This window comes from Paenibacillus riograndensis SBR5, assembly GCF_000981585.1.
Taxonomy (GTDB): domain Bacteria; phylum Bacillota; class Bacilli; order Paenibacillales; family Paenibacillaceae; genus Paenibacillus_AQ; species Paenibacillus_AQ riograndensis.
The window spans coordinates 3,339,275-3,355,266 of sequence record NZ_LN831776.1 but is presented as its reverse complement, the minus strand read 5'-3'; the positions used below and the strand labels follow the sequence as shown (position 1 = coordinate 3,355,266).

At 51.3% G+C, this 15,992-nt stretch carries 10 protein-coding genes; 4 read left to right on the top strand and 6 right to left on the bottom strand.

The features are described from left to right. Window positions 1-57: 57 nt before the first annotated feature. From PRIO_RS33870 to PRIO_RS13735, 3 genes are all read right to left on the bottom strand, one after another. Window positions 58-681: a hypothetical protein gene (locus PRIO_RS33870; RefSeq protein WP_020433850.1), complete on the bottom strand. Its 624-nt coding sequence runs from the start codon at window positions 679-681 to the stop codon at window positions 58-60. Window positions 682-1,326: 645 nt separating this feature from the next. Then, window positions 1,327-2,019: a class I SAM-dependent methyltransferase gene (locus PRIO_RS13740; protein WP_020433851.1), complete on the bottom strand. Its 693-nt coding sequence runs from the start codon at window positions 2,017-2,019 to the stop codon at window positions 1,327-1,329. 38 nt (window positions 2,020-2,057) lie between these two features. After that, window positions 2,058-2,960, bottom strand: a complete 903-nt coding sequence (locus PRIO_RS13735; protein ID WP_039791056.1) for a LysR family transcriptional regulator — start codon at window positions 2,958-2,960, stop codon at window positions 2,058-2,060. Window positions 2,961-3,757: 797 nt separating this feature from the next. Here PRIO_RS13735 and PRIO_RS13730 point away from each other — a divergent pair. Beyond that, window positions 3,758-4,498 carry an SDR family NAD(P)-dependent oxidoreductase gene (locus PRIO_RS13730; RefSeq protein ID WP_020433853.1) on the top strand — a complete coding sequence of 247 codons (741 nt, stop codon included), beginning with the start codon at window positions 3,758-3,760 and terminating at the stop codon, window positions 4,496-4,498. A 490-nt stretch (window positions 4,499-4,988) separates the two neighbouring features. Here the strand turns inward: PRIO_RS13730 and PRIO_RS13725 are convergent, their stop codons facing one another. Then, the gene (locus tag PRIO_RS13725; protein WP_046502965.1) at window positions 4,989-8,375 is read right to left on the bottom strand and encodes a X2-like carbohydrate binding domain-containing protein; all 3,387 of its coding nucleotides are present in this window, start codon (window positions 8,373-8,375) and stop codon (window positions 4,989-4,991) included. A 1,361-nt stretch (window positions 8,376-9,736) separates the two neighbouring features. Next, window positions 9,737-10,987: a purple acid phosphatase family protein gene (locus PRIO_RS13720; protein WP_020427473.1), complete on the bottom strand. Its 1,251-nt coding sequence runs from the start codon at window positions 10,985-10,987 to the stop codon at window positions 9,737-9,739. A 218-nt stretch (window positions 10,988-11,205) separates the two neighbouring features. On the opposite strand from PRIO_RS13720, the gene PRIO_RS13715 reads away from it, so the two are divergent. Genes PRIO_RS13715 through PRIO_RS13705 form a run of 3 tightly spaced genes read left to right on the top strand, consistent with a single transcriptional unit; the run spans window position 11,206 to window position 14,370 of the window. Continuing rightward, window positions 11,206-11,919: a polyphosphate polymerase domain-containing protein gene (locus tag PRIO_RS13715; RefSeq protein WP_020427472.1), complete on the top strand. Its 714-nt coding sequence runs from the start codon at window positions 11,206-11,208 to the stop codon at window positions 11,917-11,919. 2 nt (window positions 11,920-11,921) lie between these two features. Then, complete coding sequence (locus tag PRIO_RS13710) at window positions 11,922-12,668, top strand: DUF4956 domain-containing protein (RefSeq protein ID WP_020427471.1); 747 nt, start codon at window positions 11,922-11,924, stop codon at window positions 12,666-12,668. Between the two features lie 16 nt (window positions 12,669-12,684). After that, window positions 12,685-14,370, top strand: coding sequence for a CotH kinase family protein (locus PRIO_RS13705; RefSeq protein WP_046502960.1), 1,686 nt, complete (start codon window positions 12,685-12,687; stop codon window positions 14,368-14,370). Window positions 14,371-15,315: 945 nt separating this feature from the next. Here the strand turns inward: PRIO_RS13705 and PRIO_RS13700 are convergent. Then, window positions 15,316-15,987, bottom strand: coding sequence for a YcnI family protein (locus PRIO_RS13700; protein ID WP_020431789.1), 672 nt, complete (start codon window positions 15,985-15,987; stop codon window positions 15,316-15,318). Window positions 15,988-15,992: the final 5 nt, after the last annotated feature.

Below are 15,992 nucleotides of genomic sequence, written 5' to 3'. Positions count from 1 at the left end.
TTCTGTAAAAGGCCGCAGGGTACTGCTGAAAACACCGTCCAGGGCGGGCGCGGCGGATCATTTGGCATATTGCAGGAGAGCGATTGCCGCACGTTCCCGCCGGTCCGCATCCTCGCTGTCCAAGGCACACTTCAGCACAGTGAGTGCTTTTGACAGTGTCTCGGCATCTACTATACCTGTCTGTTCGCCTTCCTGGATACCGTCCACAGAGGGATCAGAAATCCACAGCTCCAGCCTTGCCTCCGGAAGCGGCCCATTGTACTGCAAGACTGCTTCTTCTCCGCCGATCCACGCTCTCAACAGCGGATTAAGCGCCGGAGCAGGCACTGTCTTCAGCCAGGTCACTCCCCGCCGGTGGCAGCGCCCGTCTTCAGCCGAATCGAAGGCTTCCACATAAAAGTAATCGCCCAGATCCCCCAAATAAGCCCACTCCCCATCCTCGATCAGCACATAATCCCCATCCTGCATGACATTCACGAATATGTCCAGACTGTCCGCTGCAGCTTCCAGCTCCGCTCCTGCGGTAATCCCGGCTAGAACCAGACGCGTGTGAATCTCCTTTTTGCCGGCATGCTCCAGATCCCCCACACCTGTATATCCGAGACACACGTAATTTTCTTCCAGAAACTCCTTCATCCGGCCCACCCCGGGCAGCCCGGTCTTAACCCGAAATAGCTTCATTCGCTGTCACCCTCCATTCCTGCGTATAGCTTGGCTTTTGCTACTTATGTACGGTTAAATTATACACCAAAAAACTAAGGATACAGACGAATAATAGCGCTTACATTAGAATGATTCTGAAAACATACCCGAATTTAAAGTATTCGCCTTTTTACGAATCCGCAGAACAGCGGTATAATTCAAGTATCAAGACAAGGAACCATACACTGCTGAAAGGGAACCGGCGGGAAGGTAAAATCTCTCTCGCAAGTAATCTTTGGCAGATGTACTCCCTGTGCTTGAGACTATATCTTTGATCCTGTTGCTGAAGCTTTCAATCCATCCCGGAACGAAAGGGTATGAGCTTCTTAAAGCTCAAACATTGATTCATGAAACCAATCGTTTACCAGCGGATGAATTCGAGAAGACTCTAAGGCAGGATAGGCAAATTTATTGCCGCCTCGGACGATTTACCCGGCTGAGTACAAGGATAGGATAAGGAGTCTGAGAAGAACATGGGTATAGTATGTACAGCATAACCCCCTTTTGTTGATGAATAATCAATAATAGGGGGTTATGTGTGTTGCGCTCACCTATTCCGCTTTTTTCAGTGAGGCTAAGCTGTTCTGCCGCCAATCATCGGGATATATTTGAGCGCCTGTCCGTTCAGACACGCAGCAGCCTCAGCATGGAGTCCGCACCTTTTTGAAATTCATAGGGGACCTGCTGCTCTTCTGCCGTCCAGCCTTGGACCTGAGCTGCACAGACGAGCTGGTCCAGCTTATGGTATCTGCGGGTGGATAAGTCCACCAGCGGGAAGATGCGGATTTCTGACTTTGTGACCCTCATCAATTCCTGAAGTGTCCTGAGGTGAAAATCATAGTCCAGCCGGTCCCCATACATAAACAGAAAATGGGCGGATAGGGTGAGATCAAAGGACCGGTCTGCAAAAGGCAGCAGCGGCAGCTCGACTGGAATATAACGGCTGCTATTTTGCTGCCGGTCCAGCGTACTGGCTGCCAAGGCTGCTGTCCTCGCCTGCTGTAACGCATGTATGGAAGTGAATTCCTTCCACACAAAATTATCCTGAACTTTGTCCAGCTGCTGCACCGTATGCTCAATATCCTTCAGCCCTTTGTCCCTCAGTGCTTCGGCTGAATAATAGTAAGCAATGTCTGCGGCAACAGATGCCGCGCCAAGCTTGTTGGCCTCTGCGGTAAACGAGCAGGCTCCTGCCGGACAATCCAAAATACTCCGTCCCTTCAGTTCTCCCGGCTGCAAATTAAACATCCGCAAGTACTCCTCAAAGGTCCGGCCAATAAAAACAATACGCTCCAAATCCAATTTGTTTCTGCTCATCTCTGCTCAGCTCACCTCTTCTGTTCTCTTCTGTGTTCCTATTCCAGGCTAAAACCCGGCTGCGTCGCCAGTTCCTGCCTGATAAAATCATACAGCCTGCGGACGGGCGGTTTCAAGGGGTAATCCGCAATCCGGCAAATGATGCCGCAGGTCATGTCCACAGCGCTGCCTTCCAGCCTCCGGCTTACGGTTCCGGCAGGAACGGGATCAAGGATCACCTCCGGCACAAACGCGATGCCAAGCTTGCTCGCCACATAGAACTTCAGCGCCGACATGCTGCCGATTTCCATGGTATCAAGCGGCGGGCCGGCAGCTTCCGTCAAGACGCTTTCCAGTTTTTTGCGGTAGGGGCATGTAGGTGCTGTAATCAGCAGCCGGTGTCCGCGCAGATGATCCGCAGTAACGGCGGGGGCGGAAACAAGCGGATGATCTTCCGGCAATAACAGTACAAATGCTTCCGTAAACAACGGTTCAAAATGCAGCTCCTTCCCCAGTTCCGGAGCGGAGCAGATTACAATATCCAGCTCTCCGCGAAGCAGCCGGTCGCAAAGCGCACCTGATCCGGAGATATCCACCGACAGCTCCATTTTAGGAAACAGGGTCATGCATTTCTGCAGAATGTCAGGCAGCCGGTAGCTTGCCGTCGGATCAGACGCGCCGATGCGTATGCTCCCCGCTTCGCCGGATTTTAAGTCCGTGATGCTGTGCTGCAGCCGTTCCATATCCTGGACGATCCTCTGGCTCTGTTCGTGAAACAACCGTCCGGCTTCGGTTAAGGCCACGCCTTTGCCCCGTTCCAGCAATTGAACTCCCAGATCGGATTCCAGCTTCTGAATTTGCATCGTGACTGTAGATTGGGCATAATTCAGCTCTTCTGCGGCACGGTTAAAGCTGCCGGAGCGGATGATGGCCTGAAAGGTTTTTAATGTTTTTAGATCCAGTCTGGTTCCCTCCCTTCTGCCTCAAAGCCCAATCAAAGCTCAATTTGAGAATGTACTTTAAGGAGTGGCTTTAAGGATTAAATTTAATGAATCACTATAAGGGATCACTACAAGGACTTAATTCAAAATAATTGAACTTACTATTCAATTCATTCAATTATACAAAACCGGGCAGACTTTATACAATACTCTATACACGAGGCTATTCATTGGCTGAACTTGAATCTACCGCGTTCATATCAGAAGGGTGATAAGAGGACTTTTGAGCGTTCGAGAACTACGGGGACTTTGATGAGTTCCGGGGCTTCGAGGAGTTCGGGGGCTTTGGAGACTTCGGGCTTGACTGCACTATCTGCAACAGAATACCCACTATGCTGCGAAAAATCGCATTCTGCTGCATTTGCTGCAATAGACATTCATGCCGCCCATTGGCGGCACTTCAGACGATGAAATTTCGGAGAAGGCCCTCAATTCGGCTTCGCCGAATTCGAGGCTTCCATAACCATGTCGTATGAATCGGACATCGTTATTTCAGGATAGATTTACGGATTTCAGACCAAAAGTAACTGATTCGCTGGATTCTGCTGCACAGAGTGCAATAGATTCAGTTTTGCGGCGGATTGTGGAATGATCTGCTGTAAAAAGTGCAATAGAAAGTTACTTTTCGGCCTGAACCGGAGTGAGATTCGTGTGGGGATCGACCAGGTAATTGCATGGACTGAACGCCATTGCTGACGAAAGAATAGTTACTTCAAACTGCCTCAAAAGATAAAAATTCGATTAAGGAGTGGATATGCATGAATTTATCAGAAAAAGTGGCACTGGTCACAGGCGGAGGAACTGGCATCGGCAGAGCAGTAAGCCTCGAACTGGCAGCGTGCGGAGCTACAGTTGCCGTTAATTATTCCCGTTCAGAAGCCGAAGCGCTGGAAACTGTTCAGAGAATAACGGATCAAGGCGGGCGGGCAATGGCTGTACAAGCAAATGTGGCCCGGGACGCAGAAGTGCGGAAAATGGTAGAAACAATTGCTGGAGCCTTCGGAACGGTTGACCTTCTGGTAAATAACGCCAGCATCACCAGGTATATCCCTATGGATGATCTGGAAGCGGCAACGGAAGAAGTATGGGATGAGCTGTACGATGTAAATGTCAAAGGCATGTTCCTGTGCGCGAGAGCCGTGGCGCCTTACATGAAAAAGAACAAACAGGGGGCCATCGTCAATCTCGGCAGCATAGCCGGAACTACTGGTGCCGGCTCCTCTCTTCCCTATGCGGTCTCCAAAGCTGCCGTTCACGGATTAACCAAGTCTCTGGCCCGCGCGCTTTCCCCCGACATCCGGGTCAACTGTGTAGCACCGGGTGCTGTTGCCACCAGGTGGTGGGCAGGCCGGGAAGAACAAATGCGCCGGCTTGCACCAAATCTGCTGCTGCAGCGTATCGCGGAACCGCAGGATATCGCGCGGTTCATCTGCTCCACCCTGGAGCAGGAGGCCATGACCGGACAGATCATCACGGTAGACAGCGGGCAAACACTGTAAATACCGAAGCAGAAAGGAAGACAGCTGCTTCAGGACCAATAAACAGAGCATTCAATAGGAAGGAAGCAGCGTATATACGAGAGAAACAACACTTAAAATGAAAGTAACACACTCACTACGAAAACAACACACTCAATGCGAAAGCTACACACTCAATTCGAGAGCATCAACACTCATCTCGAAAGTATCAACACTCAATTAGAAAGAAACAGCTTCCCATGTCTTCACATGCACTAAAAAGTAGCTCTATCACGAATAATTTGTGACGCTAGAGATAGTCATACGGTTCACTGTGCATATTGTGAACGAGCAGCAAGGCTCCCTTAGTGGGGGACTTACTGCTCGTTATTTAATAGTACCTTCCGGCCAGTTCAGCAGATTATGGCAGACACGCAAACGCCTGCAAAGCTATTTATACCTTTCATTTTGCCGCATGAGCAGCTTGGGAGTCCCAAGCAGCCATGATGGCTTTTGGGACTCTTTTTATACATTACGACGGCTCGTTCCCCCACACCAGAGTGCCGGAAATATAGGCTGGAGCTTTACTCCAGTCTGCATAATTGGTGTCCGCTCCATTAAAGGAATAGTCCCCGGTCTGTGTGTAATTGGTCCAGTCCGATTTTGCCACCCGCGCCTGGATATCGATGCTTGCGCCTGCTGCGAGGGAACCCGCTGAGCTATTAAATCCAAGCTCCAGATAATAATCGGCGCCGGTTGTAGCCGACGGCATTTTGACAAAGCTGCCAGTCACATTCGCACTGCCGACCTGGGACCAGTCACAGAAGAAATTCTGGGTCTGCTCTCCGTCAATGGTGTAATAGTATCTTAATTTCACACCGGACAGTGTAATCGCACTGGTGCCAGTATTAACAAGCTTGAATTTGGGACTGATCGTGTTGGCAGAAGCTGCTGTCCCGCTATTATACATCTGTACCTTAAGCGCACCTGCCGGTGGGGCTACAGTATCGACAATAGTAACAGCCAGCGTCTGAGCAGCCCCTGCACTGAAGCTGAAGCTCAGGGTGGTTGTACCCACCGGCTGGGCGGCCAGATATTCTTTCTTAATTGTTACAGTTGTGCCGCTGACGGTATAATCGGTTCCGGCTGTCAACACAGCAGTTCCGTTCTTAATCGAGCTTAAGGTATTGCCATTCAGCGTCAGCGTGACTGGAATATCGGCTTGGTTGTCCGTCTTCTTGTCAAAGCTGGCAGTGACCGGTGAAATGATTGAATTAGCCGTTCCAGTGGTGTCACTGACAGCTATGGTCAATGTCTTCGCCGCACCTGCGCTGAAATTGAAGCTGAGCCGGGTGATACCGGTTGCCTGGGTGGCCAGATACTCCTTCTTGATCGTTACATTGGTGCCGCTGACCGTATAATCTGCTCCTGCCGACAGAGCAGTGGTACCATTCTTAATCGAGCTTAGGGTAGTCCCATTCAGCGTCAGGGTAACAGCGATATCCGCCTGGTTGGCTGTCTTCTTGTCAAAGCTGGCGCTGGTTGGTGTAATCGAAGCGCTGGCGGCAGGCGGATTCACCGGATCGGCGTAAAGCGTGCCTCTGCCGTTCGTACCGAGATACACTCGGCCGTAAACTCTGGGGTCTCCGGTGATTGCCATGTTAATTTTGGCGTATTGGTGGGCATCGTCATTGATCCGCACCCACGATGAACCGGCATCATCCGAACGGAAAACACCTCTCACTCCATCAATCTTGGCTACCGTATAGAGTGCCATATAGTTCTGGCCCGGAGCGGCCATACCGAAGCCGATCAGATCGGCTTCCTCCACGTTCGTCAGCTTAGTGAAGCTTGTGCCTGAATCGGTAGAGTGCCACAAACCGTATTTGCCTTCCACCGCATTGCCGCCGGCAAACCAGATGTCTCCTTCGATGCCCGGCATGGCTTTCATGCTGATCTGGGCCTGGTTCGGCTGCAGCCCGCCTACATTATTGGCCGGGAACCCGGCCGCCGCCGTAGCGCTGAAGGTAGCTCCGCCATCTGTGCTGATATAGAAGGTTCCTGCGTAGAACGCATAGAATTTGTTCGGGTTCACTCTATCGGAGGCCACTTTGGCCCCGGCTGGGACACCAGAGCTTACGTTCCAGGAGTTCCCGGTGGTTTTGGAATAATAGACCCCAATATCCGAAGTGCTCCACAGGATGGAATTGCCGCTCGCAGATACTGCAACCTGGCCTTGTCCTGCGGTGGTCTTCGTGCCGTTGGAAGGCTCGCTGTTCGGCATGTACCAGTTGACGCCGCCGTCGTTGGAGATTCCAATCGACTTCATGCTCGGCGTCTTCTCCTTGTCTGCGCCCCCTACCCGCACCACGTAGGCAGGGTTCAGTTCTGCATAGTCGATGCCCGTCGTCGTTGCCCAGGACGGGCTGGTCTGGAACTTGACCGGCGCCTGGGTCAAATCTTCATACCGGAAGCCGGAAACGTCGCCAAGCGCCGTAATCAGATGGGCCGTTCCTGAGGGAGGGCTGATCAGCCCGAGCACAGCCGTTTCCTCCACTCCTTTGGCCATTACCGCAATATTAACTTTACCTCCGGAATCCCAGGAGGTCAGATTGTTCGTTCGGTAGATCGTGGCTCCCGTACCGTACATCATCCGGTCGGAGTTGAACGGGTCAATCTCCAGATCACCCATCATCCAGCCCAGCTTCGGTGACGGATCAAGAGAAGTCGAATTGGTGATACCATGATTCAGCCAAGGTGCCGCAGTGATGTCCATGGCAAATTTATAGGTACGCTCGGGGTAAAAGCCCCAATCCCAGATCCGGCTCCAGGTCGCTCCGCCGTTCGTGCTGCGGAAAATCACCTCATCCGGCCACCAGGCATTCAGGCTGGATACCATAACTGTATCGGGATGCTGGGCATCCACAGCGAGTCCGCCGAAGCCGTACCAGTTATCCGTTCCGGTAGACGGGCTGATGTTGGTCCAGGCCCCGCTTGCTGTGTTCAGCTTCCAGACTTCACCTTTGCTGCCATCATACGGGCCGACACCATTACTGTACGTAATATATAGATCCCCTGTAGAAGAAAGCACCCCGTGATGCGGCAGGTAGCCGGTGGGCTGGCCGGGAATCGCCGTCCACGTTGCTCCGCCATCGGTACTGCGGTATACGCTGCTTGCAGTGTCGGCAACACCAACATAGATCGTCTGTGTGGCGCTGCCCAGTGTGCCTGTGCTTTGATCAAAAGTAATCCAGGATAATCCGACCAGGTCATTGCCGTATTCAAGCGTCGGATTCTGGATATAGGTGCCGGCATTCGGGAAAGAGCTGACCTTCGACCAGGTTACACCCGAGTCTGTGCTTTTCCACAACCCGTTGCCGCTGCGCGCTCCAAAAAAGAGGATGCTGTTCTTATTAGGATCGATCACCAGACGTTCCCCTGCGGACCGCCCCGGCATATTGCCTCCAACCTTGAACGGCAGCGGAGTGGACTGCCAGGTATTTCCCCGGTCGCTGGAACGCATAATCTGCCCGTTGTCATCCCAGCTGTTGGTATAGGTGCCTGTAGCCATATATACCTTGTCAGGATCGATGGGATCAGTCGCAAGGGCATCTACACCATTCTTGTTCCAGTCTACCCAGCCTACCGCATCACTGATGGATACCCAGCTGCCGGTGGCCTGATTCCAGCGGTAAGCGCCGCCGATGTCAGTGCGCGCATAGATTAAATCCGGTTCGCTCTGATTAAAAATAATGCCGGGCACAAAACCTCCGCCTGCCCCAGTAACGACACTCTTCCAGTTATAGGCTTCGCTTGCGGCTGCACGGGTAATCGCTGGAAAGGCAGTGAATAACGAGCTTGTCATAGCGGCCAGCAGGACAACCAGTCCCAGTTTACGGATACGTTTTCGAGTCACCATTAACGCCTCCTAAGGTTTGAATTTTCCTAGTCAAGTCCGTGGGTTTCTTTCGCTTCCCTCGCTTCCTTGCCCCTCCTTTCTGATCCCGGCATCCTTCCGCAAACAACAGCTTGTACAATTGGTAACGCTTACAGTATAATTGGTAAATATTATAATTTGTTAGGGAAAATGGTTGATTTTACGTGAAAATGGTCGCCTGCTTCCGTACCATTTTCTACCTTTATATTGCATTTTTTGGGCGCGAAGTGGAAACGACTACGCCGTCCTTTTAAAGGACGGGGTGTTTCAGCGAGAAATAGAAGGATAATTTATAGCGTGAAACATATAAATTCTTATATTTGAACCAAGACGGCCGTGCGGTCCTCCACGGGACAGCTGTCTTGGTTCTAGCGTTACCTGGAGAACGACTCCCCGTGAATCCTACGGCAACTCTTTAAGTGGAAAAAGGTTAATTAATTTGCCGGAGTACCCTATCCTCGGGCAGTTGAAGTGGAAAAAGGGACACTAATTCCGCTCATTTCGCCATTGTTCAAGAAAAGTGGCCCAATTAAGTTTACTTTTTCCACTTAAATCTCAGGATTTCTTGATTTTCGGAAAAATAAGTTCCCTTTTTCCAACTAGCACCTGCGAAGAAGCCGGTAAGCAAGTGTTAGTTGGAATTAGGATATTTAGACTGGCTACTCCCTCAGAACTCGACCTTCGCCGCCCCAACAACGGTATTTCCGCCGTTGTTTCCGGGCAAACTGGCCTTCGGCTTACGGCCGCAGGGATTCCCCACCGCCCCAAAATCAACGGGGGCATGCTGAAGACGGATCGCCCTATTCCTTCGCGAGCTATCCGCAGCCGTTGCGGACAGGAAAGCCGTTATTGAAGAAAGATTCGTCTATTCCACAGGACAACGGACTCAGATGCCTTTATTTCTCCTTTTCCCCTTTATTCCAGGCTCAATCAAACGATATAACGGCTCCTGAGTCCGTAACTGCTGAAAAAACAAGATTCTTGGCAAAATAAGGGCTCCTCGGTCCGCTTCAGTCCGCGGATGGAGCCCAACCCTTCTGCATCGCTTATATCCTCTGAGGCTTCCAAGATATCCGCATTTTTTTACACTGTATAATTTCCTATACACTTATATAAGTGGGAAGTCACTTCCCCCAAAACATATAAACCTGAATTTCGAAAGTGAATTGAACAAATCCAGATCGGACAAGGGATGAACCCTCTTTTTTCTTCACCCGTTTGGTGCATGTTATTTTTAGCAAAAAATCCCTTAGTGTATATATGGATACTTACTTTCGAAATTCAGGATAAATTATATTTGCAAAAAGACTCCCCTGAACACAGTTCAGAAGAATCCTCCTACACTAATGCTGAAGTACAAACTCATCCAGCTTGCTGCCGTCCACATCATAGGCCTGGAACGTCAGCTTTGATCCGCTCACAGTAATGCCGGCGAACATCTGCTTGTTATTCTGAAAGTGAACCTTATGGTAGAATTGGTCTGCTTTCTTCCCGTTAAACTTTGCACCAGAGGCATTAGTCACAACATAGACAGTTCCTCTCCGTGCGGCTGCTGATGTCTTTGCTTCAGAAACAATGGCCCCTTGGTACAGCGGGTAGGATCTGGAGTACTCATGATTATGCCCCTGCAGCACCAGGTCCACCTGATACTTGTCAAAAATCGCCGTCCACTCCCCCACCTTCCTGTATATATTCCCGCCATAGGCCGGACGGTGCATCGCGATGATTTTCCACGGCTTGTCCGTGCCCGCGAGGTCCTGCTTCAGCCATTCGGCCTGCTTCTTCAGATTGCTCTCCGTATTCAGCACAGTCATATGAACCGGGCCGACATCGAAGGAGTATGAGGTGCCGGGGATCGAACCTTTGGCTCCGTTGCCCGGCAGATTAAAATGTGAGGTGAAGCCCGCGGCCACTCCGCCGGCCTCATCGTGATTCCCCGTCACCGGCATCAGCGGCACCGACGCCACCAGGCTCTGCACGTTCCCCCACAAACTGTCCCAGGCCGCCGAATCCTCCGGTTCCTCCGTAAAATCACCGTTATGCATGATAAACTGCGCATCGGGAAAAGTCTGGAACGCCTTGTCTACGGTCTTGCCCCACAGCCTGAAATCCGCCGGGGTAACGCCCTGAGAATCGGTAACGTTAATAAAAGTCACGCTGCTGCTGTCAGCCTCCGCCGTTCTGAACTCGGCAACCGGACTCCATTCCTCTTCTGCCCCGCTCCCTACTCTATAAGCATACAGGGTTCCTGGTGTAAGTCCGCTGATCTCTGCTTTGTGTACGCCCTTTTGGCCAAGATCTGTCTGGATCACTGTATTGTCTGCCTGAACCTTTAACAGGGTTGCCGCTGAAAAAGCTGCCGCGCCGCCCTCTGCAACCTCAAGCCACCCGGCAGTCCCGGGATCTCCGGTATACCAGGTGAAAGCCCGGCTGGTGGAGACATCGCCCTTAAAGGTGGTGACCAGGTCATATGGCACGCCCGGAGAAACAGTAGCTGCGGCCCGCTCCGACTTCAGCCATTCCATGCCGAGGGCCAACAGAATGAATACGGCAACGATGATCCCTGCGATGATGAGGGTCTTGAAATCCTTCATATTGCTCCTTCCCCAGGCTGGCGCAGTGCCTCTCTGTGCAGATCCGCCTGTGTTCCGTTCTCGTTTCCCTAAGATAATCTCTTCGGAAGACAGATGTCAAATCCCGCCATTTGTTAACGCAGTGTAAAAACTTTCAGTTAACGTTCAGGTGAATTTAAGACAATAATAAGGTCCTTCGCTTAACATGACAGAAATCCGAGAGAGAAATGAGGTGTGAGATGAATAAGAAGCTGCAATTCCGCCATGAACTGAAATTTTTTATTAACCATCATCAATACCTTATCCTGCGGCAGAGGCTGAAAAGCCTGATTGATGCCGACCAGAACGCTGACGACAGCGGAGAGTATCATATCCGGAGCCTTTATTTTGACGACATAAGCAATACGGCTCTGGCCGACAAGCTCGGCGGTCTCCGGGAACGGGCCAAATACCGGATACGAATCTATAACGTTCAGGACAACGTCATTCACTTCGAGAAAAAAATCAAAATGGACGATTATATCGCCAAAATCAAAGAGCCGCTGACGAGGGAAATGTACAACCGGATCATGGCCGGCAACTATGAGGCGCTGAATGTCCCGGACCGTCCGCTGTTCATGGAGCTCTACAACCAGATGCGCCATAATCTGCTGCGCCCGAAGGTGATTGTCGATTATGTCCGCGAGCCCTATGTCTGCCATAACGGCAACGTGCGGATTACGTTTGACAAGGAGCTGCGTACGGGACTGCATTCCACGGATATTTTCAGCAAGGAGCTCAAGCCGGTGCGTGCGCTGGATGAGAACTTCATTATTTTTGAGGTCAAATTCGATGAGTACATACCGGAGTATATCCGGATTGCGCTCCAGCTGAACGGGCTGAACAGGCAGTCCGCTTCAAAATACGTAATATGCCGGAAGTTTTTAAAAACCAACATTTGGGAGGATTATTGACAATGAGCAGTTTATCAGCACAGGCCGCAGCTGCGGCGCCAAATCCTGCTTCAGGCGGGACGGCGGACACAACAAATACGTTTTCGGACATCATCAAAAATTCCGTGATCGACAATTTCGTATCCGACATCAGCATCTCCAAGATCCTGATCACACTTGCGGTCGCTTTTCTGATCGGCTTCTTCATCTATCTGCTCTACAAGCGTGTCTTCAGCGGCGTCCTCTATTCCAAAAGCTTCAACGTCTCCCTGATGGGCATGACCATGATTACCGCTACCGTAATAATCGCCATCAACTCCAATCTGGTGCTGTCGCTCGGTATGGTCGGCGCACTCTCCATCGTCCGCTTCAGAACTCCGATCAAAGATCCGACCGATCTGATCTTCCTGTTCTGGGCAGCGGTGGCAGGGATCGTAACGGGTGCAGGCTTCTTCACGCTTGCCATCGCCGGTTCGGTGATTATCGGCCTCATTCTGTTCCTGTTCATCAAAAATTCTTCGGTGGAAACCCCGTACCTGCTCGTCATCAACTGTGAAGGCGACGACAGCGAACGCGCAGTACACAGCCATCTGAGCAAATCCGTCAAACGCTACAATGTGAAGCAAAAAACCGTAACCGCAGGCAATATTGAGCTTACGCTTGAACTGCGGCTTAACGATAAAGAAGGCAGCTTCGTTAATACCGTATCCGATATCAGCGGCGTAAACAATGCTCTGCTGATCAGCTATAGCGGCGACTATGTATCCTGAGGAAGGGGTGCCGGAGATGAAAGCACGAGCTGAATCATTCCTGCTGATCATATGCGGCCTGGTGCTGGCAATCACCATAGCTGGTTGTCAGACAATCAATCCATCTGCGGATAACAACAGTACAACTACAGACACGCAGAATAAGCAGGCAAATGAGCAGAGTCTGGATACGGAGGTTTTTCCAAAAGACAGGGTTGTGGATGTGAAAATTACGATGAAGCCTGACGACTTTCAGGACATGCTGGATCATGCCAGTGCTGAAGAATACAAGGAAGCCTCCGTGGAATACGGCGGGATCAAGCTGGATCATGTGGGAGTGCGGACCAAAGGCAATCTGAGCCTGCGCAGTGTCGTCCAGATGAGCGATTCCGACCGCTACAGCTTCAAGCTTTCTTTTGACGAGTATGTGAACCAGAATTTATTGGGCATCAGTAAAATCAATCTCAACAATAATTACAGCGATGCCTCATATATGAGGGAATTTCTGACCTATGAGCTGGCGGAAAGCATAGGGCTTCCTACGCCGAAGTATTCTTTTGTCAACATCTATGTCAACGATGAGCTGAAGGGTTTCTATCTTGCGGTAGAGCAGATTGGCGATGCCTATCTGGAACGCAACTTCGGCAATTCCTACGGTGCGCTGTATAAAGGTGTAATGACCGGACAAGGCAGCGATCTGACCTGGCTCGGCGATGATGCCTCGCTCTATACCGGGCTTGAAATGAAGTCGGAGAAGTCGAACGATGATATTGTTGTCGATATGCTGGATGAGCTCAATAACGGCACTGATGTTGAAAAGTATATAAATATTGATGACGCATTGGGCTACATTGCGCTGAATGCCGTAACCGGCAATATGGACAGCTATCTCGGGGGGAACAAGCAGAACTATTACTTGTATGAGGATGAAGGGGTGTTTTCGATCCTGCCGTGGGATTACAATATGGCTTTTGGCGGCATGGGCAGTTCGGATGTGCTGATTGACGAGCCGACGCAAGGCGCGCTCGCCGAACGTCCGCTGGTGGCCAAGCTGCTGGCGGACAAGGAATACAAAGCGAAATACCATGAGATTATCCAGAAAATGCTCGATGGCTATCTGCAGACCGGCACCTTCCAAGCGCGCATTGACGAGCTGGATGCCATGATATCCGGCTATGTGAAGGCTGACCCGTCCGCCTTTTACACGTTTGAGCAATACGAGAGCGGAATTACAGCCGTGAAGACGTTCATGGCGACTATGGCCTCAAACGTCTCCCAGCAGCTGGACGGCACCCTCCCCTCCTCCGGTGACGGCAGCGGCAGCGGCGGTGGCATGGGCGGCGGTTTTGGCGGCGGGCAAGGTGGCGGCATAGGTGCGAACGGCCCGGTGGCGGGCGCGCAGCCAGGTGCGGCGGGTGCGCAGCCAGGCGCGGCAGCGGGCGCGCAGCAGGGTGCGGCGGCGGGGTACGGCCGGGCCGCGCAAGGCGGCGGCCCTGGTGGAGTGCCGGGCGCCATGGGCGGACCGGCATTCCCCGAAGGCGGCAACGGCCCCGGCGGGGATATGGGTGATTTTGGCGGCGGCATGCCAGGCGGCGGCTTTGGCGGGGCTGGCGGGGCGCAGCAGCAAGGCAGCATGAGTGAAGTCATAACCACTGGTGTAGCAGTTGTTGTCCTCCTGCTTACGGCAGCGTTTGTCACCTTTTATAAACGCAGGCATCTCTGATTCATCAGCTGTAGCAACCAGAATACAACAAAAGCGGGACTATCCATAGGCCTTGAATTGGCTCTATGGACAGTCCCGCTTTGAGGTTCAGCATCCACGTGATCTATTGGTGGGAAAGGTGCTCATGAACAATTTACCAAAGAATCCAAGCGTGCTTCCCACATTCTATACGGACACAGATACCGTTATTCCACCGGAATCTTAGGGTTTCCCCACTCTTGCGGACAGAGAAGACGTTATTTGTGTTTATCCCCTCTCATAAGCACGGTTTGAGTCCAAATAAAGTCTCCTGAGTCCGCAATCCTCACAATATAGATGTTTTGGCCAATATAACGGATCTGTAGTCCGCATAAGCAAGTAAGCAGGGGCACATTCAGTCCGATGACAAAAAAATCGCAGGTTAGCAGTATTTATTTTGAAGAAAAATCGCATGAGGTTTCAACTCGCTTAAACATGCAGAAGTCTGCCCCGATCCATTCTATATATAGATTGAACTTAAAATCTGTAGTCTTCATTGTGAATCAGTTAGTTTTTTTGCATGACTGTACTTCGTGCAACAGAATACTTTATTATCATGTGTAAAATCGCATTCTGCTGTATTTTGTGCAGCCGATTTCCGGTTTTGGAGTCCAAAAACAGCTTTTCAGGAAATTCTAATGCACAGAGTGCAATAGAATGAACTTCTCGGCCGAATGATGGGTCATCTGCTGCACAAACTGCAACAGACATCCATGCCGCTCATTCGCGGCACTTCAGCCGATGAAATTTCGGAGAAGGCCCTCAATTGGGTTTCGCCAAATTCGAGGCTTCCATAACCATTTCCTACGAATCGGACATCGTTATTTCAGGATAGAATGCGGCTTCAAACCTAATTTGAAAAAGAGCTGCATCACCTTGGCAGCTGGATTGGCGTTCTTGCCTCAGATTCCTAATTAAATAGCTGCTTTATGTCCGTTTTCGCAGCAGCGCAATCGCCGCCAGCAGAAAAGACAGCAAGGAAATGCCAAGTGCAATGTAGATCATAGGGGATGTGCCGGATGCTTTATCCTGTTCCTCCATAATCGCATTGTGCTCGTCCATGCTCATGGAATCCTTGTCACCCACGTTCATTGCACCGTGATCATCCATCGCCATGCCGGAATGACTGCCGCCGCCGGCTGATGCCTGTACAATCTCGGTGACGGAATGGGGGGTTTCCGAGCCTTCCTCTCCGGACCACTGCACCAGGCTGCCGTCAGCATAATGCTGATAGGCGTCCCAGGCAATATCGCCCTTGGTGTCGGGGTTCTTGGCCGTGAAGTAAAAACGCTGAAACTGCCCGGCCTGGATTCCTGCTCCGGTGGACACCCAGCTGATTTTGTTGCCGTCAATCTTCACATCCCAGCCCGGTACAACCTCGTATTGCTTGAATTCCGCTCCTGCGGGAACACGCAGATCGATCTGTACAGTAGCAACGTCTTTTTCGGAAGGCACTTTTAGAGTATACGTCTCCCATGCACCGGTGGCAGATTGAGCCGGAGCGACGGTCACATGCGCACTAGCTGCCGCTGCGGACAGCATCAAGGCTGCCGCCGATGGCGCAGCCAGTACCGCTATTTTACGAAACAGTCTGTTCATATTAA